Here is a 23,639-nt window from a genome sequence, read left to right as displayed (position 1 = left end):
CGGCCGCTTTGGCTTACAGCACCTTGCTGAGGAATGCGGCGGTACGCGGGTTGCCCGGGGCGCTAAAGATCTGCTCCGGCCGGCCCTGTTCCTGAATAATTCCGCCGTCGATAAAGATAACCCGGTCGGCAACCTCGCGGGCAAAGCCCATCTCATGGGTCACAATCACCATCGTCATCCCTTCGCTGGCGAGATTTTTCATCACCGCCAGCACGTCGCCTCCAGCTCGGGGTCGAGCGCCGAGGTCGGCTCATCGAACAGCATGATCGACGGCTTCATCGCCAGCGCGCGAGCAATCGCCACCCGCTGCTGCTGGCCGCCGGAGAGGCTGGAAGGCCAGGCGTCGCGCTTATCGCTCAGTCCCACCTTTGCCAGCAGCTCTTCCGCCAACGTAACCGCCGCCTGGCGGGCCATGCCGCGCAGGTTCATCGGCGCCATGATCAGATTTTCCAGCACCGTCATATGCGGGAACAGGTTGAAGCGCTGAAAGACCATGCCGACGCTTTCACGCATCTTATTCAGGTCGGTGGCGCGGTCGTGGACGGCAAAGCCGTTGACCTCAACTTCGCCTTCGCTGACGGTTTCCAGCGCGTTCATGCAGCGCAGGAAGGTGCTTTTCCCGGAGCCCGACGGGCCGATGATGCACACCACTTCCTGGGGCTGAATATCGCAGCTGATGCCACGCAGGACGTGGCTGTCACCGAAGCGTTTGTGCAGATTGTTAATGTGAATCACTTTTGCCAAACCTCTTTTCCAGACGGTTAACCAGCTGTGCCAGCAGGAAGGTAATTACCCAGTAGATCAGCGAGATCGTCAGGTAGGGTTCCCAGTAGGTGGCATAGGCGCCGGAGACGGTGCGCGCGGCGTAGGCCAGGTCGGCAAGACCAATCGCCGACGCCAGCGAGGAGTCCTTAACGATCGCGATGGCGTTGTTGCCCAGCGGCGGCAGAATGCGGCGAAACGCCTGCGGCAGAATCACCTGGCGCATGGTTTTCCACCACGGCATCCCCAGCGCGCGGGAGGCCTCCATCTGCCCTTTATCGATAGACTGGATCCCGGCGCGGAAAATTTCCGAGACGTAGGCCCCGGCGTTCAGCGTTATTGCCACCACGCAGGAGAGAAACGCGCCGTAGTTAGAGCGCAGCTCGCGGGCAAAGTCGGCGCTCATCATGCCGCCGGTCACCAGCAGGCCGTCGCGCGGGTTGATAAACAGCGGCACCAGCGCGAAGTGCACCACCATGATTTGTACGAACAGCGGCGTGCCGCGAAATGCGCTGACGTAGAAGCGCACCGGAAACTGTACCAGGTAGCGCAGAACGTATTTCCACACCCCGTGCTCGGCCTTCGCCATTCGCCCCAGCCCGAGGGTCAAACCCCACAAGGTGCCGAGGATCACGCAAATAATGGTGCATTTAATGGTCATCAAGGCGCCGTCCATAAACAGCGGACCGTACTCCTCGATAATCTCCCAACGGAATCCCGTCATAACCCTTCCCTAAAAAATACGGCTATCGTCAAAGCCGATAGCCGTGATGAAGACAAAAAACGGATCTTATTGCGCTGGCAGCGTCGGTACGTTGTCGTCGAACCAGGTTTTATAGATTTTGGCGTAGGTACCGTCCGCGACGATTTTCTGCAGGCCGGCGTTGATTTTCGCCTGCAGCTCGCTGTTGCCCTTGGCCACCGCGATGCCGAAATACTGGCGCTCAAATTTGGCGTCCGGCACCAGCTTGAACTGCTTCTCCGGGTGCTGCTTGATGTAGTATTTCACCACCCCAACGTCGCCTACCGCCGCGCTCACGCCGTCTTCAAACAGCTCCTGCAGCATCAGCGGCGTGTTGTCGAAGCGCTTAATGGCGGTGCTGTTTTTACCCAGCACGTCGGAGACTACGATATCGCCGGTGCTGGAGTTCACCACCCCGACCTTCTCGCTCTTCAGCGCCGCCAGCGAGGTCACTTTCGAATCCGCTGGCACCACGATCGACTGCTCGGCCGGGAAGTACGGCGCGGAAAAATCCACCATCTGCTTACGCTTATCGGTAATGGTGATCCCGGAGATGATAATGTCGCGATCGCCGGTGTTCAGGGTGGCGAAGATCCCCTCCCACGGCGTGTTGACCAGCTTGATATCAAAGTTTTCCGCCTTAGCGATCGCTTTGATGATGTCGATATCAAAACCTTCCAGCTGCTTCTGGCTATTTTCGTATTCGAACGGGCGATAGGTTCCGCCCGAGCCGACGACGTAGGTTTGCTGCGCCGCCTGGGCGGTGCCAATCATTGCCGCCATCAGGCAGCACGCTTTCATCCACTTCTTAACCATGATCGTTCCTTTTTATGCATTTATTTTGCATAAAAATACACACACTCAGCATGGCATGCAACCACAAACCTCGGCTGCGGTGATTTATCTGGCTCTTAGCCGCGCTTACCGCCGGATTTACCGATCGCTTTGTGCAGCTCGTTGATGCGCTTCATCGATTTCATGGTTTTTTGCGGAGCGGTAGAGGCCACCGACAGCACCATCATTTCCAGGCACACCAGCACCGTTCCGTGCAGCGGCACCCGGCCGTTATCGCCGCCGCGCGGCACCTCGATAACCACCTGCGCCTCCTGGCTGAAGCGGGAATCGACCGCCTGGGTTAGCAGAATCGTTGGAATGCCGAGCCGCCGGGCCTCGCGCAGGGTGGTCATGCCTTCGCGATGGGGGGATTTTTGCCCCATCATGATCAGCACGTCGCCGCGCTGCAGGCCGATCAGCTGCTCGGCGAGGCTAAAACCGGTGCGGTTCAGGACGTAAGACGGCAGGCCAATGCGGCTGAACAGCCTGGCGGTATACTCCGCCAGGATCCCCGACGCGCCGATGCCGAAAAGCGCCACCTGGCGCGCGTCGGCCAGCAGGGCCACCGCCTGGGCTACCGCCGCGCGGTTATCCGTGCGGGAGAGCACCTCGCAGGCGCGCTGGTGCCCTTCGAGCACAAAATCGATGCTCGAATTGACGTCGGTAGAGAGCGCATTGACGGTCGAGAGCATTTTCTCCGAGGAGGTAATCGACGGGCCGAACCAGCGCTCCATGGTCTGCTTCAGCTCGCGCAGCCCGGCAAAGCCCAGCGCCTGGATGGCCCTGACCACCGTGGCGTCGGAGGTGTGGGTGGCGGTGGCAATCTCCATCGCCGTGCGCTCGAGCACCACCTCGCGATTGTCGTTGATATAGCTGACCACCGCCAGCAGGCGCGGCGAGAGCTGATGCGCCCGGGCGCGAAAACGGTCGCCAAACAGGTCAACCCGCCCTTTCTCACGCTTCAGCGGCGTTTTCATTTCAGCCCCGCCGGCAGCGGCCGTCCGGCAATATGCGACTGCACTTCGGCCGCCATCAGGCTCAGCGCGGCGAAGGAGTTGGAAATCACGTCCTCGCGCGGCAGCAGGATATAGCGCCCGCTGCGGCAGGCGCGCATAAAGTCGCACCAGCCTGGCATCACGGCTTCCATCGCCTGCAGCTCGTCCTGCGGCTTGCCGCCGGTATCGGAGCGCCAGGTCGCAAAGACGAAATCGGCATCCAGCTCCGGCAGCCGCTCGGCGCTGACGTCGATGCGCTGGCCGTCGGGAATACGCTCAATCAGCGGCGGGAAGCGGAAGCCGGCGTCGCGCAGCACGCGCCCCAGGGCGTGATACGCATGGTGAACCGTCACTTTGCCGCCGTTGGCCTGAATCACCGAGACGGTAATCTTCTGCGTATCGACCGCGGCCTTCAGCTGCTTAATCTGCTCCCGATAGCGCCGCTCAAGCACCGCCAGGCGCGCTTCGGAGCCGGTGAGCTGCGCCAGCTTCGCGTAAATGCGCGGCGCGCTGCCCTGCAGATGGTCGATGCTTACCGTCGGGGCTATCTTCTCCAGCTGTTCTACGGAGACATGGCGGCTCGGCTCGGTAATAATCAGGTCCGGCTTAGCCGCGGCCACCGCTTCCAGGTCGATATCCGCGGTGCCGATAAACTGAATATCGCTGTTATCAAAATCGACGCCGGTAAGCTGGGCGCTGGAGCGCAGGTAGTGGCTGCCGTCCGGGCGCGTCCGTCCGTGGCTGGCGACCGGCGGCACGCCGAGCTCAATCAGCGGGATCGTGATATCCAGATCGTGCATCGAGACAATCCGCTGCGGATGCAGCGGCACGTTCACCACCCGACCTAAATCATCGGTAAATTTTTGCGTCTGACCCGCGGCGGCACCGGCGGTACCGGCCACGCAAAGCAGCAGAGGAACTAACCAACGCATAGCAATCCTTCAGAGTTACAGGGCATCACGACGACGCCACAGCAGCAGAATAAAAAACGGACACCCCACCAGGGCTATCACAATCCCGGCCGGGATCTGCAGCGGCGCAAAGGCCACCCGCCCGAGGGTGTCGGTCACTAATACCAGCAAAGCGCCAACCAGCGCGCTGCCGCACAGCAGAGAGACCTGGCCGCCGCGCAGCAGAAAGCGCGCCATATGCGGCGCCATCAGGCCAACGAAGCCGAGGCTGCCCACGCAGGAGACGCTGGCGGAGGTCAGGAGAACCGGGGCAAAAAAGCGCAGCAGCGTTAGCTGCTGCAGCCGGACGCCGAGGCCAATCGCCGTGCGGTCGCCGAGCAGCGCCACGTCCGCCGCCCGGGCGGTAAGAAACAGGATCAGCGCGCCGGGCAGCGCCCAGCAGAAGGCGACCGCCAGCAGCGGCCAGGTCGCGGCGTGCAGGCTGCCCGCCAGCCAGATCATCGCCGTCTGCACGTCGCGGACGTCGGCGGTGGTCATAAAAATGCCGACCGCCGCGGCCAGAGTCCAGGAGACGCCGATACCGATCAGGATAAAGCGCGGCCGCGAGCAGTCGCGCGCCAGGGCCAGCACCAGCAGCGCCACCAGCACGCCGCCGGCCATTCCCGCCAGCGGCCGCCACGCCAGCGCGGTCGCCGGGAAGAACAGGATCAGCGTCAGCACCACCACGCTGGCCCCCTCCTTGACGCCGATAAGCCCCGGGTCCGCCAGTCCGTTACGGGTGATGCTCTGCATCGCCGCGCCGGCCATCCCCAGCATCGCCCCGCACAGCAGCGCCATAAACAGCCGCGGCAGGCGGATATCGAACAGAATAAAGCGCTGTTGGCCGCTGACGCTCTCCGCATCCAGCAGCGCCCGCAGCACGGTTGCGGAAGGCAGCGGAAAACTGCCGCGCGTCAGGGCAAACGCGCCGAGGATCGCCATCACGGCGAACAGCGCGGCGGCTATCTTCAGCGCCGCCGGGCGCAGCAGAATATGACGACTCCCGACAGCCAGCGGGCGGAATCCGGCGCGACGTGCGGCGCTTTTCATTTAAAGAATCTCGCGGCAATAAAGATAAACAGCGGCGCCCCCACCAGGGCGGTCATCGCCCCGGTCGCCAGCTCCTGAGGCGCTACCAGGGTACGCGCCGCAATATCCGCCAGCACCAGCACCAGGGCGCCCACCGGCGCCGCCAGCGGCAGCGCCAGGCGAACATCCTCGGTAATCAGCCGCCGCACCACGTGCGGAACCACGAGGCCGACAAAGCCGATCGGCCCGGCAACGGCGACCGCCGAACCGCACAGCAACGCGATCGCGGCCAGCCCCAGCAGCCGGGTTTGGCCGATCTTCACCCCCAGTCCGAGGGCGACTTTATCCCCCAAAGCCAGCACGTTGAGCCGCGGGGCGATGGCCAACGCAATCAGCAGCCCGCCCAGCGCCGGGACCAGCGCCGCGCGCAGCGTCTGCCACTTCAGCCCGGCCAGATCGCCCGCCAGCCACGTGCGCATCGCCAGCAGCGTTTGCTCATCGAGAATCAGGACAGCCGCGGTCACCGCCGACGCAAATGCCGAAAGCGCCACCCCGCACAGGGTGATGCGCAGCGGCGTCATGCCGCCGCGGCCGGAGGAGGCCAGCAGCATCACCGCGCCAAACAGCAGCCCCGCGCCGCAGGCGGCGGTCAGCGGACGGCCGAACGCCGCTTCGCCGAGGCCCAGCGCCGAGGTCGCCACCACCGCCAGCGACGCGCCAGCATTGAGCCCCAGAATATGCGGTTCGCCGAGCGGATTGCGAATCACCGTCTGCAGCAGCATGCCCGCGATACCGAGCGCGGCGCCGGTCAGCAGCGCGGCGGCCAGGCGCACGAGGCGTAAATCGACAATAATTCGCTGGTCAAAGTCGCGCGGATCGTAATGGAGCAGAGCCTGCAGTATCGTCTGCGGCGCAATCCAGCGCGCCCCCAGCCCGAGGTGCACCAGCGAGCCGCCGACCAGCAGCAGGCTCAGTAGCACAAGGGCCAGCCGCGGCCGGGCGCGTCGGCGCCGGATCATCAGCGCGCCGGAGCTCATTGTCCGGCCGCCTGGCGGGCGCGAAAGGGCATAAAGAACGGTTTACCGGTTTGCGGGTTCAGCGACATCTGCACGTCAACGTCAAACACCGTTTTAATCAGCTCCGGCGTGCAGGTTTCATTTTCGCCAATCACCCCGGCGATGCGCCCCTGTCTGAGAAACACCAGCGTATCGGCATAATTCACCGCAAAGTTAAGATCGTGCAGGACGGTGACCACCGTGCGCCCGTGTTCGCGGGTCAGGGTCTGCAGCAGTTCGAGAATATCAACCTGATAGCGCAGATCGAGCCAGGTGGTCGGCTCATCGAGCAGGATAGTGGCGGTTTGCTGGGCCAGCGCCATCGCGATCCAGCAGCGCTGGCGCTGGCCGCCGGAGAGGCTGTCCACCGGCAGATGAGCGAACCCGGCGGTGCCGGTCAGCGCCAGCGCCTCCTCCACCGACCGCTCGTCGGCGTCCGACCACTGGCGCATCAGCCCTTGCCAGGGATAGCGCCCGCGGGAGACCAGCTCGAAGACCGTCAGCCCTTCCGGGGTGAGCGGCGACTGGGGCAATATTCCTAGCCGGCGCGATACCTCCCGGGTGGGCAGCTCATGAATAACCTGGCCGTCGAGGCGCACGCAGCCACCGAGCGGTTTGAGCATGCGGGCGATAGTCGATAGCAGCGTGGATTTACCGGAGCCGTTGGCCCCGGCCAGTACCGTCATTTTGCCGTGGGGGATCGTCAGATTAATATCGTTGACGATAAGGGTCTGGCCGTATCCGGCCGACAGGGAATCCAGCACAATCCCCTGCTCTGCAGGCATCACCCGCTGTGGCATAACTCGCTCCTGCACCGCAGCGGCGTGGCGTCAGGCCCGCACGTACTGCACTCAAACAAAAATACATCTCATTCTCTTTTGATCATGATGTGAATGAATGTAGTAGTCAATACTCTGTTTCTCCCGTAGTGAAAAGGCATACCCTGCGGCATAACGCGGCAACAACGTCTTAATAAAAGCCATAATAAACAAACATATGAATGCCATTTTTATCACCAAAACCAGCGCCAAAGCGTCGCTTTCAGTAGCGTAATTTTTTTATCTTACATAACATTTACTACTACATGGCTACGTGATTGAATGATTCTCAATTACATATCCGGACGCGAATTATAGCGGATAACGGATAGATAATATTTTTAAGGGCAATGATTTAATTGGCTTTATCTGTCCGCAAGGGACGGATTCGTTCACGAGAAACAGACAAATGACGCAATCAACTGTCCCTTTCACGACATTGAAAGGGCGTGCACTTTTTTCACTTATTTTCCTGGGTTCCTTTACCTCTCCGGGGATTATCGCGGCGGAAACCGCAGCGGAAAAAGATAAAAAGGCCACCGACGAAACCATTACGGTGGTGGCGGACGGTACGCAGCAGAACGCCACCAGCGGCTATCAGCCCCTCAGCAGCTCAGCCGCGACGCTGACCTCTATGCCGATGCTGGATATCCCGCAGGTGGTTAACACCGTCAGCGACCGGGTGCTGGAAGATCAGCACGTCACCACGCTCGACGAGGCGCTGTATAACGTCGCCAACGTCGTGCAGACCAATACCCTCGGCGGCACCCAGGATGCCTTTACCCGCCGGGGCTTCGGCGCCAACCGCGACGGTTCCATTATGACCAACGGGCTGCGCACCGTTCTGCCGCGCAGCTTCACCCCCGCCGTCGAGCGCGTGGAGGTGCTGAAAGGTCCGGCCTCGACGCTGTACGGCATTCTCGACCCCGGCGGGCTGATTAACGTAGTGACCAAACGCCCGGAAAAAACCTTCGGCGGCTCGATTTCGGCCACCTCCACCAGCTTTGGCGGCGGCAGCGGCCAGTTTGACGTCACCGGGCCCATCGAAGGAACGCGCCTGGCGTACCGGGTCATCGGCGAATATCAGAATGAAGACTACTGGCGCAGCTTTGGCAAAGAGAAGAGCAGCTTTATCGCCCCTTCCCTGACCTGGTTTGGCGACCGCGCCACGGTGAACGTGGCGTACTCACATCGCGACTACAATACGCCGTTCGATCGCGGGACGATTTTCGATCTCACGACCAAAAAGGCCGTTAACGTCGATCGTAAAACCCGTTTTGACGAACCGTTTAACGTTACCGACGGCTATTCCGACCTGGCGCAGGTGAACGCCGAATACCGGCTCAACGAGGCCTGGACCGCCCGCTTCGACTACAGCTACAGCCAGGATCACTACAACGATAACCAGGCTCGGGTCATGGCCTATGATTCGGCCACCGGCGACCTGACAAGGCGCGTTGACGCCACCCACGGCTCAACCCAGAAAATGCACTCGACCCGCGCCGATCTGCAGGGCGACGTGGTGATTGGCGGCTTCTACAACGAGATCCTCAGCGGTATCGCCTACGAGAACTACGATCTCCTGCGCACCGGCATGATCCGCTGTAAGAACGTGAAGGGATTCAATATCTACAACCCGGTCTACGGCACCGTCGATAAATGCACCAGCGTCTCGGCCTCCGACAGCGATCAGCGCATCCAGCAGGAGAGCTACGCCGCCTACCTGCAGGATGCGCTCTATCTGAACGACCGCTGGATCGCCGTCGCCGGCGTGCGCTACCAGTATTACACCCAGTACGCCGGCAAGGGACGCCCGTTCAACGTCAATACCGACAGCAGCGACCAGAAGTGGACGCCGAAGTTTGGCCTGGTCTATAAGCTGACGCCGACCGTCTCGCTGTTCGGCAACGTGGCGCAGTCGTTTATGCCGCAGTCGTCCATCGCCAGCTATATCGGCAACCTGCCGCCGGAAGAGTCCACCTCCTACGAGCTGGGCGCCAAGTTTGAGCTATTCAGCGGCGTGACCGCCAATATCGCCCTGTTCGATATTGATAAGCGTAACGTGCTGTACAGCGAAACGGTCGGGGATGAAACCATTGCCAAAACGGCGGGCAAGGTGCGCTCGCGCGGCGTGGAGATGGACGTGGCCGGGTCGCTTACCGACAACCTGAGCATCATCGCCAGCTACGGCTATACCGACGCTAAGGTGCTCGACGATCCGGACTACGCCGGCAAGCCGATGCCAAACGTGCCAAAACATACCGGTTCGCTGTATATGACCTATGACGTGCATAACGTCTATGCCGGCAATACCCTGACGCTCGGCGCCGGAGGGCACGCGGTCAGCAAACGTTCCGCCACCAACGGCGCGGACTATTATCTGCCGGGGTACGGCGTCGCGGACGCGTTCGCCGCCTATAAGATGAAGCTGCAGTATCCGGTCACCCTGCAGGTTAACGTGAAGAACCTGTTCGATAAGACCTACTACACCTCGTCAATCGGTACCAATAACCTGGGTAACCAGATTGGCGACCCGCGCGAAGTGCAGTTTACGGTCAAGATGGACTTTTAAGCGCTGACCATCTCCCGGCGGACAGGCGCGCTGCCGCCGGGAGACAAGCCGCATCGCCAATCTTACCAGTCCTCCGCCTGGCCCAGGATGCGCAAAATGTCCTGCCGATGGCGAACCAGCTGCGGATTATCGCGATGGCGCGGAAAGGGCAGCGGCAGCGTAAATTCGGCAATAATTCGCCCCGGGCGCGGCGACATCACCAATACCCTTTCGCATAGCAGCAGCGCCTCTTCGATATCGTGCGTCACCAGCAGGCTGGTATAGCCCTGCTGCTGCCAGAGCGCGATCAGCTCGCGCTGCATGCCGATGCGCGTCAGGGAATCCAGCTTGCCTAAGGGTTCGTCGAGCAGCAGCAGACGCGGCTCGTTGAGCAGCGCCCGCGCCAGCGCCGCCCGCTGGGCCATACCGCCGGAGAGCTGACGCGGCCAGGCGGCGCTAAACGCTTCGAGCCCCATCCGGGCAATCAGCGCGTCGGCCCTGGGCTCCAGCCCTTTTTTCCCCTGCGCCTGCGGCCCGAGCAGCACGTTTTGCCGCACCGTTAGCCACGGATAGAGGGTCGGGTCCTGAAACACCAGGATCCGCTCCGGGCCCGGAGCCCCCATGCGGCGGTCATCGATCTGCACGTGCCCGCTTTGCAGCGCTTCCAGCCCCGCCAGCAGCCGCAGCAGGGTGGATTTACCGCAGCCCGACGGCCCCAGCAGCGCCACGCTCTCTCCGGGGCGCAGCCGCAGGCTGATATTCTCCAGCACCGGCACCGTCTGCCTGCCCAGCGCGAAGGCGTGGCTCAGATGGGCGATGTCGATGGCCGCACCGGCCGACGTGGCCGTGGTCGTTACCATGTCATGCCTCCTCGCTGCCAGCTCAGCAGCCGGTCGCGTAAGATAAACAGTCCGCTAATCAGGCCGGAACAGAGAAAGGCCATCACCAGCAGCGCGGCGTACATGTTGGGATAGGCCGCCCAGCCCTGGGCCCACTGCAGATAAAAGCCGATCCCCGATTTGACGCCCACCATCTCGGCGACGATCAGCACTGAAAACGAGGCGCCTAACCCCATAAACAGCCCGACGAATACGTTCGGCAGCGCGGCGGGAATGGCCACCCGCAGGATCAGAAAACGCTGGCTGGCCCCCAGCGTGCGCGCCACGTCGTACCAGGCTTTGTCGATGCTCATCACCCCGGACCACGTCAGTACGGTGACCGGAAACCAGGTGCTGAGGGCAATTAAAAAGACGCTGGCCCCGAAGCTGGAAGGAAAGATAAACAGGCACAGCGGCAGCAGCGCCGTCGACGGCACCGGCCCGAGCAGGCGCAGCACCGGATGCAGCCAGTAGCCGATGCGCTGCGACCAGCCAATCGCCAGCCCGCTGATAAAGCCGCTGGACGTTCCGAGCAGCACCCCGAGGCTCAGCAGGCCCAGCGAGTGCAGCAGGCTATCGAGCAGGCGCGGCCAGTCGTCAAACAGAACTTCAATCAGCGCCTGCGGCGGAGCAAAAAATGGTACCGGCAGGATCGCGGATTTCGCCGTCAGCCACTCCCAAAGGCTGAACAGCACCGGCAGCAGCGCCAGCCATTTCCCGGCATGCTGCAGTCGCCCGCCCCGCTGGCGCCAGTAGCGGTAGCTCAGCGCCAGCAGCAGCCCGCCGGCGATCGCGAACTGCGCCATCGCCCAGCCTTCGCTGTAGGGCCAGCGCCGTCCGGCATCCGGCCACCTGAGGGTAAAAAATCCGCCCGCCAGCCACAGCGCGGCGGCCAGCGCGCCCTCAGCCCACAGCGCCCCGCCCGCCCGCGGCCGCGACAGCGCCTGCTCAGGCGAATACGTTGGCATAAATACTCTCCGCAAACTGATGAGGATCGGTCCCGGGCTTGATCACCTGCACCCGCTGCAGGTCAATGGCGTACTGGGTTAGCTCTTTGACGAACGCCTCGCCGACGGCGTGGTGGCCGTGGCCCTGGCCGTGAAGGATCCCCGAGACCTCGGTCTCGTTGGTATTCAGCGCGTGGGCCATAAACGCCTGCGCCACGCTTTGCGGGTGGGCCGAAGCGTAGCTGTGCGCCTCCAGAATGGCCTGGGTCAGCGCGGCGGCCGCCGGCCTGTGGTCCCGCGCCAGCGATCCGCTAACCCCCAGCACGCAGCAGCTTAGGTTGGCGTAATCCCTGCTCATATTGCTGGCGATCAGCTGATACTTGCCGGTCTCCAGCAGGCGGTAGCTGAAGGGTTCGCTGCCGCTGATGGCGGCAATCTCGCGTTTATCGAGCGCCACGCTCAGCAGATCGGCAGGATACACTTTCCACTGCACGTCGCTGAGCGGATCGATCCCGTGACGCTTGAGCAAAATGGCGAAGAAGTGTTTATCCGGGCCGGCCATATCGGTCACCCCGATCGTCTGCCCTTTTAAGCTCTCGAGGCCGCCAAAGGGCGAATTCTTTGCCGTCAGCAGATTCAGGCAGCCGCCGTGCGTTCCGGCGGTGAGCCTGACGTCAAATCCCTGCTCCAGCGCCTTCAGCCAGCGCAGCGCCATCCCGACGCCGGCGTCCGCCTTGCCGGTGGCTATCGCCTCCAGCAGAACGTCGGTGGAATTACCAAAATTAACGAACTCGACGTCGAGGTTGTACTTGCTGAAAAACTTCTGCTGCTCGGCCACCGCTACCGGCGCAAGGCACACCGCGCTTTTGTTGATCGCCAGCTTGATTTTGTAGGGTTCGGCCAGGCGCAGCGCCAGGTTTTCGCCCTCGGCGGGCATCGCCGCCATATCGTGCGCCCACAGCGGCCAGGCCGCTGCCGCCAGCGCCGTACCGGCGCTCAGCTGAAGAAAACGGCGGCGGGAAAAAGAGGTCTCGATCATGGCGTGGTCTCCTGCTGAGCGGCTGGCGCAGGCACGGTAAAGCCGTCATCAAAGGTCGGCGTAACGTCCAGCCTGGCGCGAATCAGCCCGTTGGCCTGATAAAAATCGGCGGTGGCCTGCTGCTGAGCGACGATGCGCGAGTCCAGGCGCTGCCACTGCGATTGTCGGTAAGCGAACTGCGCCCGGGCGATATCCGGCGGGAAGCGGATAATCTCGCCGAGGGTTTTGCCGTAGCTGTCCAGATTGGCATAGGCCCAGCGCTCCGCTCCCGCCAGACGATGCAGAAAGTCCTGCAGCGCCGCCCGTTTAGCCGGGTCCTTAAGGCTGGCGTCGGTGGCCGCAAGGAAGGTATTGCCGGGCAGCAGCCCCTTACCGCTGACCAGAATTTGCCCCTCGGCGGTTTTCACCAGCTGGGTGGTGTAGGGCTCCCAGGTCGCCCAGGCATCCACCGAGCCGTTGAGCAAGGCCACTTTGGCATCAACCGGGCCGAGGAAGACCCACTGCACGTCCCCGGGCGATATTCCCGCCTGCTCCAGCGCCTTGAGGGCGACAAAGTGGCCGATGGACCCCTTCCCGGTGGCGATGCGTTTGCCCTTTAGGTCCGCCGCGCTTTTCAGCGGGCTGCCCGGAGAGACCAGCACCGCGGTGCCGGCGGGGTTGCTCTTATCGACGGCAATCGCTTTTACCGGCGCGCCGTTGGCGAGGGCGAAGAGCAGCGGCGCATCGCCGATAATCCCGGCATCAACCGCGCCGGCGTTCAGCGCCTCGGCCAGCGGCGCGGCGGCGGGAAACTCCGCCCACTTAATGTCGTAATTCAGATTTTGCAGCGCATTCGCGGCTTCAAGCTGCGAGCGCATACCGCCCTTCTGATCGGCAATGCGCAGCGTGACGCGCTCCTGCGCCGCCGCATAGCCGCTCAGCGCCAGCAGCATTAGCGCCGCGGCTAAAGGGGGTCTCTTTCTTTCGCGCATGGTGATTATCCTTATAATTGAAAAGCCTGTTTGCCCGCCGCCTGCCAGGCGCTGTCGTTCTGCGGCGTGTGCACCCGCCCGCACAGCACGTTGCGGTAGTGGCGCTCCAGAGGATGCCGGCGGCTGAGCCCGTGATTGCCGGTGAGCTCCAGCGCCAGGCTAACCGTCGAAATGGCGTTGTCGGTGATGGTCACCTTCGCCAGATTGGCCTCAGTGACGGTAAACCCCAGCGCGGCTGCACGCTGCAGCAGGCAGCGGTTAGTCAGCAGCGCGCTGTCGATCTGCCCGACTTTTTCCTGCACCCGCGGCAGCTGGCTGAGCGGCTGCCCAAGGCCTCCCGGGATGCGTGAACGCAGCCAGCCCAGCAGCCAGTCGCGCGCGGCGCGGGCGACGCTGTCGTAAATGGCCGCCAGCAGCGCCGCGTGGCGGTTGGCAAACAGCCTCGTCTGTTCGGCGTTTGGCCCCGGCGGCGTCGCCGCGGGCCAGGTCTCCACCGCGCTCTCCGGCGCCAGCAGCACGTTGAGGAAGATCGCTTCATGGCTGCCGGTGGCGCGCATGCCCGCGTGATCCCAGCTTTTAATAACAGTGACACCGTCACTTTCAGCCGGCACCAGCCAGGTTCCCACCAGCGGGTCGGGGTCATCGCTGCGCGCCCAGACCGCCAGCCAGCTCAGCCCCTCGACGCCGGTGGTATAGAGCTTGTGGCCGTTGAGCCGCCAGCCCTGTTCGGTGCGGGTGGCGACGGTTTGCGGCAGGCCGCCGCGCGCCGGGGAGCCGAGCTCGGGTTCAACCCGCAGGCTGTTGATCAGGCCTCCGCGTTCGACGGCATCACGGAAGACCCGTTCGCGCAGTGGCTCCGCCCAGCCATCGCTCTCCGCCAGCCGCAGATGGTGCAAATACTGCATGCAGACGATCAGCGCCGTCGCCGGTTCCCCCCACGCGATGGCGGAAATCGCCTCCTGCAGCTGCGGGAGATCCGCCTGCGCGCCGCCGTAGCGCCGCGGCGTCGCCAGGCTCAGAAAGCCTTCCTGCCGCAGCAGATCGAGGTTGTGCCGGGGGAATTCTCCGCTCTGGTCAAGTTCTGCCGCCCGTTCCGCCATCTGCCGGCGGATATCCGTCAGCCGCTGCGGCCAGCTGGCCGCCGGCTGGGGCGGATCCTGGGGAGGATAGCTCACGACGCCCGAGCCTTTGCCGCCCGCAGCGCCGCCTTTTCACGGGCGATCGGCAGCAGCGCCTTGCCGTACTCCTGCGCGTCGTTGAGCGGGTCGAAGCCGCGGATCAGGAAGTTGTGCACCCCGAGGTCGTAGTAGTCGAGCAGCGCGTCGGCCACCTGTTCCGGCGTCCCCACCAGCGCGGTGGAGTTATGCCCGCCGCCCACCAGCTTCGCAATACCGGTCCACAGGCGCTTATCCACCACATTGCCCTGCTCCGCCGTCGCCCGCAGGCGCTGGGCGCCGACGCTCTCCGGCTTGGCCTTAAATCCGCCGTCACTCTGCGCCGCGCGCTCGGTGGCGACGTGTAAAATATGCTCGGCTTTTTCCCAGGCCTCGGCTTCGCTGTCGGCGATAATCGGCCGGAAGGAGACGCTGAAATCAATTTCGCGCTGATGTCTGGCCGCTTCAGCACGCACCTGATGAATCGTCTCCCGCGTTTGTGCCAGCGATTCCCCCCACAGGGCAAAGACGTCGGCGTGCTTACCGGCCACCCGAATAGCGGCCTCCGAAGAGCCGCCAAAATAGAGCGGAATATGCGGCTTTTGCAGCGGACGAATCGCCGACCACGCCTGCTCGGCCTGGTAATAATCGTTGGCGATATCGACCGGCAGCTCCGCGGTCCAGATTTTGCGTACCGTCTCGAGGAAGGCGTCGGTGCGCGCATAGCGCTGATCGTGATTAAGAAAGTCGCCGTCCCGGCGCTGTTCGGCGTCGTTGCCGCCGCTGATGATGTGTACCGCGAGGCGGCCGCCGAGCAGATGTTCAAGGGTGGCGAATTTACGCGCGGCGAGGGTTGGCGAGACGAATCCCGGGCGGTGAGCGAGCAGGAAGCTGATTTTTTGCGTCGACAGTCCCGCCAGCGCGGTGACCAGAAAGCCGTCGGGCTGATCGGACCAATGCCCCACCAGCAGACGGTCAAACCCGGCGGCCTCGTGAGCCTGGGCAAAACGCACGATATAGTCGCGGTCAAAAATCGGCCCTGCCGGGGCGATCGTTTCGGATGAGAGGCGGTGGCCAATCATGCCGAGAAACTGAATGCTCATAAACAACTCCTTGCGTCAGGGGAACGGTTGGCCGCAGCGGCGGCGCCTGTCGTAACCCTATACACGCGGAGTTAATGAACAAAATGCATTTTTATCATATCTTAATATGCTTAATTAGCATTTAGATAAATTATCACTATTTTTCAGTCAGATGAGGCCAGCTGCTGGACAATTTTAGCGGCAAAAAAAGTAAGCGGCTGCTGGAGATTAGCCAGATTCTGCGCGCTGATTTGCCATAAGCAGACCGCGGGCTGGAAATCGGCCAGCGCCAGGACGCTAATCTCATCCCGCCACGGGCTGGCCGCCAGCGCCGCGCGGGGCACGATGCCCAATCCCAGCCCCTGCGCCACCAGGCCAATCTGCAGCTGGGCCCCCGCGGTCTCGGTATTCAGCTGCAGCCGCAGCCCCTGAGCCTGCAGCTCGCGGATCAATCCCGCCCGCAGCCCGCAGCCGTCGGGATTGAGCACCCAGCCCTGCGCCGCGCAGTCCCGCAGCGCCCCGGCGGAGAGGCGCAGGCTCTTACCGGCAATCACCACGATATCCAGCGGGCACAGCAGCCGCCCGCTGTAGCCCTCCGCGAAGGCCTGCTGCGCCGGCCCCATCGCCAACACGCCGTCAAGCTCGACGCTCTCCAGACGCTTCTGCAGCTGGCCGCTCCAGCCGCAGGTCACCTGCGGCTGGAGGTGCGGGAACTGCTGGCGCAGCGCCGTCAGCGCCGGCTGGAGGGCGATTTCCGCCACGCTCTGCGGCAGGCCAAGGCGCAGAACGCCGCGCGGCTCCGCCTCCGGGTCCAGCAGCCCGTAGAGCTTTTTGGTTTCCCGTTTGATGGTCAGGCACTGCTCGTAGACGCGGTGCCCGGCGGCGGTCAGGGTCAGCGGCCGGGTCTGCCGCTCCAGCAGGGTCACGTTGAGCGTTTGTTCCAGACGCTGTAAACGCCGGGTGATCGCCGACTGGGTAATGCCCAGGTATTCCGCCGCCTGATTCAGGGAGGAGAACTGCACGGTGGCTAACAGGGCGTCGATGTCGTCAATGCGCATAGGTTCCTTAGAGTCGGTCTCGCCAGACTCTTAATGTTTATTTTGCATATTAATATATGCGTAAATTGCATTTAAATAATATTAACGCCTTTGTTAGCGTAATGACCAGCCCCTCTGACAGGAACCGCTCATGACCGCACCACGACTGGAAAAATTACGTGATTTTATTCAAGAGGTTGATGCCCTGCACCGCCAGTTCAGCCATCAATCCGCGCTGCTGGATGCGGTGGCGCAACGGCTGGCACAGCTGGTGAAACAGGATGACTGGCTGCCCGAAGAGTACACCCTGCCGCATCCCCACCACTATCAGCAGTATCTGCTGCACGCCGACTCCGGACAGCGCTTTTCGATCGTCAGCTTCGTCTGGGGACCGGGGCAATCGACGCCGATCCACGACCACCGGGTGTGGGGCGCCATCGGCATGCTGCGCGGGGCGGAAGAGAATCAGCGCTACCGCCTCGACGACAGCGGAACGCCGGTTGCTGACGGTATCGCGCAGCGGCTCTCCGCCGGTGAAGTCGAGAAAGTCTCCGCTCGCGACGGCGATATTCATCGGGTCAGCAACGCGCTGGCGGATCGGGTGTCGATCAGCATCCACGTTTACGGCGGCAATATCGGCGCCGTCAGGCGTGCCGTGTATACCCCGGAAGGACTCAGCAAACCCTTTATCTCCGGCTACTCCAACCGCCATTTACCCAATATCTGGGATCTCTCTAAGGATAATTAATATGCCCGTTCACTCCTTACGCCAGGCCGCACAGATCCGCCAGGCGCTGCTCGACGGCGCTGAGCTGGCGCTGATCGACGTACGTGAAGAAGCGCACTTTGCCACCGCGCATCCGCTGTTCGCCGCAAATCTGCCGCTCAGCAAGCTGGAGCTGGAAATCAGCCGCCGGGTGCCACGCCTGACGACGCCGATAACCGTTTACGACAACGGCGAAGGCCTTGCCGTCCTGGCTCTCGAACGCCTGCGCGGCTGGGGCTACCGGGATGTCGCCCAGCTCGACGGCGGGCTGGCAGGCTGGCAGCGCAGCGGCGGGGAGCTGTTTCAGGACGTCAACTCTCCGAGCAAAGCGTTTGGCGAACTGGTCGAGAGCCAGCGCCATACGCCTTCCCTGAGCGCGCAGGAGGTTCAGGCGCTGATTAACGGCTCGCAGCCGGTGGTGGTGCTGGACGCGCGACGCTTCGATGAGTATCAGACCATGAGCATTCCCGGCAGCATCAGCGTACCCGGCGGCGAGCTGGCGCTGCGGGTTGACGGCCTCGTAACCTCGGAGCAGACGCCGATCGTGGTTAACTGCGCGGGACGCACCCGCAGCATTATCGGCGCCCAGTCGCTGCTCAACGCCGGAGTGCGTAATCCGGTCTACGCCCTGCGCAACGGCACCATCGGCTGGACGCTGGCGGGCCTGACGCTGGAACATGGGCAACAGCGGCGCTATGACCCTGAGCGGCAGGCGTCGACGGAGCGGCGCCAGCAGGTGCGCGCGCTGGCCGAAAGCGCCGGGGTGACGTTTATTGATGAGACTACGCTGCAGCGCTGGCGGCGCCAGGAGGATCGCACCACCTATCTGTTTGACGTCCGCAGCCCGGAGGAGTACGCCGCCGGCCACCTGCCCGGCAGCCTCAGCGCTCCAGGCGGGCAGCTGGTGCAGGAGACCGACCACCATGCCAGCGTGCGCGGCGCGCGAATTGTGCTGATTGACGATGACGGCGTTCGCGCGGCCATCACCGCCTCCTGGCTGGCGCAGATGGGCTGGGAGACGGCGGTGCTGCGCGAAGCGAATCCGGCCGCTTTTAGCGAACGCGGCGTACCGGCAGCCAGCGTCCCGCCGGCGCCGGCGGCGGATGAGATCGATCCCCAACGGCTGGCGGAGCTGCTTCAGGAGCCGGGCACCGCGGTGCTCGATTTCACCACCAGCGCCAACTACGTCGCCCGGCATATTCCCGGCGCCTGGTGGCTGACGCGCTCGCGATTAAAGCAGGCGCTGGAGGTCGTTCCTCCCGCCAGCCGCTACGTCCTGACCTGCGGCAGTAGCCTGCTGGCGCGTTACGCTGTCACCGAAGTGGCGGCGCTGACCAGTAAACCGGTACAGCTGCTGCGCGGCGGCACGCAGTCGTGGATCGCCGCCGAGCTGCCGCTGGAACAGGGAAATACCCACCTGGCGATCGAACCTGCCGACCGCTATCGCCGGCCGTATGAGGGAACGGATAACTCTCCCGAGGCAATGCAGGCCTATCTTGACTGGGAGTTCGGGCTCGTCGAGCAGCTGGCGCGCGACGCCACCCACGGCTTTACGGTGCGCTAGCGCCGCTTTCCCGGCCCGGCGCGCGCATAATCCACGAGTACTGGAAGGTTTTCGGCGCCGGGAAATGGGTGCGCCGCCGGAACGAGCCCAGCGCCTGCGGCGTGCAGTAGGTGCAGCCGCCCAGCCACTCGACGTTGTCATCCGCCACGCCGGCGTGCAGCAACAGCAGCCCGGCAAAGGCCCGCAGATCGAACCACAAGCTATCCGCCGCCGTCCCCCGAGCCTGCTCCGCCCTGGCAGGCTGTGCGGGGCGCCGATGGAACAGGCGCTCGCTGTGCCGACGCGCCAGCTCGCCCGCCGGCATCGTCAACAGGGTCTGATAAAACTCGGCGGAGACTTCATAGCAGCAGGCGTGGATATGCGGCCCGATCGCCACCACCACCTCCTCCGGCTCCACCCGATGCTCGCGGAACAGCGCCAGGCTGTTTTCGATAATCCCGCTCGCCGCGCCGCGCCAGCCGGCATGAACGCTGCAGACGTAGCGTCCGTCGCGGGAGGCCATCAGCATCGGCAGGCAGTCGGCGGTAACCACCCCCACCTTCTGCCCGCTCAGGGCGGTGAACACCGCGTCGGCGTGCGGCCGTTCGGCCAACGGCGCCCGATAGTGATGGACAACATTGCCGTGAACCAGCTTAACCGGCGCCATCTCGCCGTAGGGAAAGGCGGCGGTCTCGTGCACGTCGAGGAAGGCGTGGCGGATGCCGGGGATATCGCTTAATAATCGGGATTGAAAGGACATAATGGCGGCGGAAAATGAATGAGTGATGATTTACCGTATGCCAAAGTCGGCGGATGCGCAAGGCGGCCCGTCAGCGGGATAAGGCGGGAAAATACCTTGATCTTAAGGGGTATACGCGACGTTTAGCGTTGCTTCCACCAGCGCTATATATTTTAATGCACAACGATTCTTTGCCATCTAATCGAGCCGCCTATGTCAACACTACCTCGTTTCTTGCTCAGCCTGACGCTGGTCGCCAGCACCCTGTTCACCGCGAACGCCTTTGCCGATCGCACCGTCACCGACCAGCTTGGCCGCGAAGTGACCCTTCCGGACCATATTACCCGCGCCGTGGTGCTGCAGCACCAGACCCTCAACCTGCTGGTGCAGCTTAACGCCGCCGACGATATTGTCGGCGTGATGAGCAGTTGGAAAAAGCAGCTCGGCCCCGCTTTCGCCCGCTTTATGCCCGGTATTGAGCAGCTGCCAACGCCGGGCGATTTAACCCAGGTCAACATCGAAAGCCTGCTGGCGCTGCATCCGCAGGTGGTGTTCGTCGCCAACTACGCTCCCCAGGCGATGATTGAGCAGATTCAGCATGCCGGCATCCCGGTGGTCGCCGTCTCGTTACGCCAGGACGCCGCCGGCGAGAAAGACAAAATGAACCCGTCGATGGCCGATGAAGAACAGGCCTATAACCAAGGGTTGAAGCAGGGCATTCGCCTGATTGGCGAAGTGGTCGAGCGCAAGGCTCAGGCGGAGGAGCTGATTCGCTATACCTTTGACGCACGGAACAAAGCCAACGCGCCGGTCGCGGATATTCCCGACGATCGGCGCGTGCGCGTCTATATGGCCAACCCGGATCTCAACACCTACGGCTCCGGGAAGTATACCGGCCTGATGATGAAGCACGCCGGCGCGCTGAACGTGGCGGCCGCCTCGGTGAAAGGCGCGCGCCAGGTCTCGCTGGAGCAGGTGCTGCTGTGGAACCCGCAGGTGATCTTTGTCCAGGACCGCTATCCGGAAGTGGTAAAACAGATTACCAACGATCCGCAGTGGCAAGGCATCGACGCGGTGAAAAACCATCGCGTCTGGCTGATGCCGGAATACGCCAAAGCCTGGGGCTACCCGATGCCGGAAGCGCTGGCGATCGGCGAGCTGTGGATGGCGAAAAAGCTCTATCCCTCGCGCTATAGCAGCATCGACGTCGATGCCAGGGCGCAGGATTACTATCAGCGCTTTTACCGCGTGAAGTGGACGCCGGATGCTCAGTAATCGCCATCCGGCGCTGCTGCAGGGCGGGCTGGGGCTGGCAACGCTGCTAATTGCCGTGGCATCACTCTGTTTTGGCCAGTATCCGCTGAGCCTCGGCGAGGTTTTTCGCCAGCTGGGCCATCTCTCCCCCGCCGACGGCGTGGCCGGGCAGATCGTCTGGTCGGTGCGTCTGCCGCGCGTGACGATGGCGCTGCTGGCCGGCGGCGCGCTGGGCCTGTGCGGGGCCACCCTGCAGGGGGTCTTTCAAAACCCGCTGGTTGATCCGCATATCATCGGCGTGACCTCCGGCTCCGCTTTCGGCGGAACCCTGGCGATCCTGCTGGGTCTGGACACGCTGCTGATGATGGCTTCGACGTTCGGTTTTGGCCTGCTGGCGCTGATGCTGGTGTACCTGATTGCGGCGCTGCAGGGGCGGGAAAACACCCTGGTGCTGATCCTCTCGGGCATTATCCTCAGCGGCTTTTTCGCCGCGCTGGTCAGCTTGATGCAGTATCTGGCCGATAGCGAAGAGACGCTGCCAAATATCGTCTTCTGGCTGCTGGGCAGCTTCGCCACCGCCAACTGGCATAAGGTGATGATTATGGCGCTGCCGGTGATCGCCGCCGCGACCATTCTCTATCGGCTGCGCTGGCGGATTAACCTGCTGGCGCTGGAGGATAAGGACGCCCGCGGGCTGGGCGTCCCGGTCGTCGCGCTGCGGCGCAGCGTGCTGGTCTGCTGCGCCGTGCTGGTGGCCTCGCAGGTGGCGGTCAGCGGCAGCATCGCCTGGGTCGGGCTGGTTATTCCACATCTTGCTCGCCTGCTGGTCGGCGCCGATCACCGGCGCCTGCTGCCCACCGCCTTCTGGCTCGGCGGCGGCTTTATGGTGGTGGTGGACGGTCTGGCCCGCACCTTGACCCAGGCGGAGATCCCGATTGGCATTATCACCGCCCTGCTCGGCGCGCCGCTGTTTAGCTGGCTGCTGTTCCATTCCCGTCGTCGAGGAACCGTCTGATGGAAGCCTCTCTTAGCCTGACGCAGCTGCTGTATGGCCACCGTCAGCCGCTGTTTGCGCCCCTTAGCCTGCGCTGTCGCGCCGGCGAGATCTGGGCGATCCTGGGCGCTAACGGCCGCGGGAAAAGCACGCTGCTTGATACGCTGACCGGCGTGCTTCCGCCGCTCGGCGGCAGGTTTGAGTCCGTCGGCGGCACCGCCATCGTGCCGCAATCTTTTCGCCCGGCGTTTAGCTGGCAGGTGCAGGAGGTGGTGCTGATGGGCCGGGCGCGGCATGTCGATCTCTTCGCCCAGCCCGGCGCCGAGGACCGCCGACAGGTGCAGGAGGCGCTGCGCCAGCTGGGGATTGCGCATCTGGCCGCCGCAGCCTTCCGCGCGCTCTCCGGCGGCCAGCAGCAGCTGGTGCTGATCGCCCGCGCGCTGGTGGGCGCCAGCCAGAATATCCTGCTCGATGAGCCCTACTCGGCGCTGGATCTCGCCAACCAGCAGGTGGTGCTGCAGCTGATCAGCGATCTGGCGCATCGCCGGGCGCGTACAGTGCTGTTCACCACCCACGATCCGACCCACGCCCTGCAGATAGCCAGCCACACGCTACTCCTGCTGCCCGAGGGCGAATGGCTGGCGGGAGAGTCCGCCGAAGTGCTGAGCGAAGCCAATCTGCAGCGCGCCTACGGCCTGCCGGTACACAAAATCAACCACCCCGGATCCGCCGTGCCGCTGCTGGCGCCGCAGTTTACGATCCGCCGCTGAGCGGCAAAAAGCCCGCCGCGCGCAGGTAGCCCTGCCCCTCGTCGCCGAGAATAAAGCCGCAGAGCCGCTGCGCGTCGGCGCTCTCTTCGGTTTGTGTCAGGTAGTAGTCGGCGCGCACGCTCCACGGCGGCGGAATGGTGACGGTACGCAGCGCGTCACCGGCTGCCATCTGGCTGGCGTAGTGGGCGTAGCCGATAAACAGATCCGCTAACCCCTCGCCAATCAGCCAGGCTCCTGCGGTCTTGCCCGGCGGGACGCTTAGCGAATTCCTGCCCCCCACCAGCTGCCGCGCGCGGTCCATCATCTCCCGTCCTGCTCCCGGATAGCGGGCCTCAATTCGTTCGAACAGCTGCCAGGTATAGTCGCCGGAAGGATCGCAGCCCGGCGTTGAGGTCGCCAGCCGCAGCTGCGGATCGCGAAGCAGCGTCAGCCAGTCGGCTTCGTCGGTGGCGGCCGTTCGTCGCACGGTAAGCATCAGCTGGTTAGCGGCAAACGGCCAGCACTCGCCCGCCAGCCCCGCCTGCTGCAGCGCCTGCGGGTGCCGGCGATTGGCGGAGGCGAAAACCGAGCAGCGCTCTCCGGCCTCAATCCGTTCGCGCAGCAGGCCCGCGGGGCCAAAATACGCCTCGACCACAATGCCGGTAAGCTGATGAAAACGTGCCAGCAGCGGGACAAAGGCGCCCTTCAGGCTTCCCGCCGCCAGCAGAACGATGCCATCTGTCATAGAAC

21 protein-coding genes and 2 pseudogenes are annotated in these 23,639 nt (G+C 63.5%); 6 read left to right on the top strand and 17 right to left on the bottom strand.

The features are described 5' to 3' along the window. Positions 1-13: 13 nt before the first annotated feature. The 8 genes and pseudogenes from AC1M2H_RS12575 to AC1M2H_RS12540 all read right to left on the bottom strand — a co-directional run bounded on the left by AC1M2H_RS12575 (position 14) and on the right by AC1M2H_RS12540 (position 7,167). Positions 14-735 (bottom strand): annotated as a pseudogene (locus tag AC1M2H_RS12575) (amino acid ABC transporter ATP-binding protein). Then, entirely contained in the window at positions 722-1,486 is a 765-nt protein-coding gene (locus AC1M2H_RS12570; protein ID WP_480151579.1) for an amino acid ABC transporter permease, read from the bottom strand. The pseudogene AC1M2H_RS12575 and the gene AC1M2H_RS12570 overlap by 14 nt, the downstream one beginning before the upstream one ends. A 66-nt stretch (positions 1,487-1,552) precedes the next feature. Continuing rightward, positions 1,553-2,320 (bottom strand): basic amino acid ABC transporter substrate-binding protein, encoded by a 768-nt coding sequence (locus AC1M2H_RS12565; RefSeq protein WP_480151578.1) that lies wholly within the window; start codon positions 2,318-2,320, stop codon positions 1,553-1,555. A 95-nt stretch (positions 2,321-2,415) separates the two neighbouring features. Beyond that, positions 2,416-3,315, bottom strand: a complete 900-nt coding sequence (locus AC1M2H_RS12560) for a MurR/RpiR family transcriptional regulator (RefSeq protein ID WP_480151577.1) — start codon at positions 3,313-3,315, stop codon at positions 2,416-2,418. Then, a pseudogene (locus AC1M2H_RS12555) lies at positions 3,312-4,291 on the bottom strand (iron-siderophore ABC transporter substrate-binding protein). Before AC1M2H_RS12555 ends, AC1M2H_RS12560 begins: the two are co-directional and overlap by 4 nt. Beyond that, on the bottom strand, positions 4,281-5,333 hold the full coding sequence (locus AC1M2H_RS12550; RefSeq protein ID WP_480151576.1) for a FecCD family ABC transporter permease: 1,053 nt from the start codon (positions 5,331-5,333) through the stop codon (positions 4,281-4,283). Before AC1M2H_RS12550 ends, AC1M2H_RS12555 begins: the two are co-directional and overlap by 11 nt. Then, positions 5,330-6,349, bottom strand: coding sequence for a FecCD family ABC transporter permease (locus tag AC1M2H_RS12545; protein WP_480151575.1), 1,020 nt, complete (start codon positions 6,347-6,349; stop codon positions 5,330-5,332). The genes AC1M2H_RS12550 and AC1M2H_RS12545 overlap by 4 nt, the downstream gene beginning before the upstream one ends. Then, positions 6,346-7,167: an ABC transporter ATP-binding protein gene (locus tag AC1M2H_RS12540; protein ID WP_480151574.1), complete on the bottom strand. Its 822-nt coding sequence runs from the start codon at positions 7,165-7,167 to the stop codon at positions 6,346-6,348. The genes AC1M2H_RS12545 and AC1M2H_RS12540 overlap by 4 nt, the downstream gene beginning before the upstream one ends. A 427-nt stretch (positions 7,168-7,594) precedes the next feature. On the opposite strand from AC1M2H_RS12540, the gene AC1M2H_RS12535 reads away from it, so the two are divergent. Continuing rightward, entirely contained in the window at positions 7,595-9,757 is a 2,163-nt protein-coding gene (locus AC1M2H_RS12535; protein ID WP_480151573.1) for a TonB-dependent siderophore receptor, read from the top strand. A 62-nt stretch (positions 9,758-9,819) separates the two neighbouring features. Here AC1M2H_RS12535 and AC1M2H_RS12530 read toward each other — a convergent pair whose 3' ends face one another. The 7 genes from AC1M2H_RS12530 to AC1M2H_RS12500 form a co-directional block, all read right to left on the bottom strand. Further along, entirely contained in the window at positions 9,820-10,596 is a 777-nt protein-coding gene (locus AC1M2H_RS12530) for an ABC transporter ATP-binding protein (RefSeq protein WP_480151572.1), read from the bottom strand. Then, positions 10,590-11,582: an ABC transporter permease gene (locus AC1M2H_RS12525; RefSeq protein ID WP_480151571.1), complete on the bottom strand. Its 993-nt coding sequence runs from the start codon at positions 11,580-11,582 to the stop codon at positions 10,590-10,592. Before AC1M2H_RS12525 ends, AC1M2H_RS12530 begins: the two co-directional genes overlap by 7 nt. Further along, complete coding sequence (locus AC1M2H_RS12520; RefSeq protein WP_480151570.1) at positions 11,563-12,600, bottom strand: ABC transporter substrate-binding protein; 1,038 nt, start codon at positions 12,598-12,600, stop codon at positions 11,563-11,565. Before AC1M2H_RS12520 ends, AC1M2H_RS12525 begins: the two co-directional genes overlap by 20 nt. After that, positions 12,597-13,571, bottom strand: a complete 975-nt coding sequence (locus AC1M2H_RS12515; protein WP_480151569.1) for an ABC transporter substrate-binding protein — start codon at positions 13,569-13,571, stop codon at positions 12,597-12,599. The genes AC1M2H_RS12520 and AC1M2H_RS12515 overlap by 4 nt, the downstream gene beginning before the upstream one ends. 11 nt (positions 13,572-13,582) lie before the next feature. After that, positions 13,583-14,671 (bottom strand): acyl-CoA dehydrogenase family protein, encoded by a 1,089-nt coding sequence (locus AC1M2H_RS12510; RefSeq protein ID WP_480151922.1) that lies wholly within the window; start codon positions 14,669-14,671, stop codon positions 13,583-13,585. A gap of 71 nt (positions 14,672-14,742) precedes the next feature. Beyond that, positions 14,743-15,828, bottom strand: a complete 1,086-nt coding sequence (locus AC1M2H_RS12505; RefSeq protein WP_480151568.1) for an LLM class flavin-dependent oxidoreductase — start codon at positions 15,826-15,828, stop codon at positions 14,743-14,745. Positions 15,829-15,971: 143 nt separating this feature from the next. Next, positions 15,972-16,865, bottom strand: coding sequence for a LysR family transcriptional regulator (locus tag AC1M2H_RS12500; RefSeq protein ID WP_480151567.1), 894 nt, complete (start codon positions 16,863-16,865; stop codon positions 15,972-15,974). Positions 16,866-16,995: 130 nt separating this feature from the next. Here AC1M2H_RS12500 and AC1M2H_RS12495 point away from each other — a divergent pair, with 130 nt between their 5' ends. After that, entirely contained in the window at positions 16,996-17,592 is a 597-nt protein-coding gene (locus AC1M2H_RS12495) for a cysteine dioxygenase family protein (RefSeq protein ID WP_480151566.1), read from the top strand. Position 17,593: 1 nt separating this feature from the next. Then, a complete protein-coding gene (locus AC1M2H_RS12490) occupies positions 17,594-19,174 on the top strand; it encodes a rhodanese homology domain-containing protein (RefSeq protein ID WP_480151565.1) in 1,581 nt (526 codons plus the stop codon). Here AC1M2H_RS12490 and AC1M2H_RS12485 read toward each other — a convergent pair. Continuing rightward, a complete protein-coding gene (locus tag AC1M2H_RS12485) occupies positions 19,161-19,913 on the bottom strand; it encodes a purine nucleoside phosphorylase YfiH/LACC1 family protein (RefSeq protein ID WP_480151564.1) in 753 nt (250 codons plus the stop codon). The genes AC1M2H_RS12490 and AC1M2H_RS12485 overlap by 14 nt on opposite strands. A 192-nt stretch (positions 19,914-20,105) precedes the next feature. Between AC1M2H_RS12485 and AC1M2H_RS12480 the strand changes: the two genes are divergently transcribed. From AC1M2H_RS12480 to AC1M2H_RS12470, 3 genes are read left to right on the top strand one after another with little or no spacing between them, the layout of a single operon-like run. Continuing rightward, the gene (locus AC1M2H_RS12480; protein ID WP_480151563.1) at positions 20,106-21,167 is read left to right on the top strand and encodes an ABC transporter substrate-binding protein; all 1,062 of its coding nucleotides are present in this window, start codon (positions 20,106-20,108) and stop codon (positions 21,165-21,167) included. Next, positions 21,157-22,161, top strand: a complete 1,005-nt coding sequence (locus AC1M2H_RS12475) for a FecCD family ABC transporter permease (RefSeq protein WP_480151562.1) — start codon at positions 21,157-21,159, stop codon at positions 22,159-22,161. The genes AC1M2H_RS12480 and AC1M2H_RS12475 overlap by 11 nt, the downstream gene beginning before the upstream one ends. Beyond that, complete coding sequence (locus AC1M2H_RS12470; protein ID WP_480151561.1) at positions 22,161-22,910, top strand: ABC transporter ATP-binding protein; 750 nt, start codon at positions 22,161-22,163, stop codon at positions 22,908-22,910. Before AC1M2H_RS12475 ends, AC1M2H_RS12470 begins: the two co-directional genes overlap by 1 nt. On the opposite strand, the gene AC1M2H_RS12465 is transcribed toward AC1M2H_RS12470, so the two are convergent. Continuing rightward, entirely contained in the window at positions 22,894-23,634 is a 741-nt protein-coding gene (locus tag AC1M2H_RS12465; RefSeq protein ID WP_480151560.1) for a substrate-binding domain-containing protein, read from the bottom strand. The two genes, AC1M2H_RS12470 and AC1M2H_RS12465, sit on opposite strands and share 17 nt — an antisense overlap. Between the last annotated feature and the right edge of the window lie 5 nt (positions 23,635-23,639).

It is taken from the genome of Klebsiella sp. F11, assembly GCF_056712265.1.
This window is presented reverse-complemented; position numbering and strand designations above follow the sequence as displayed.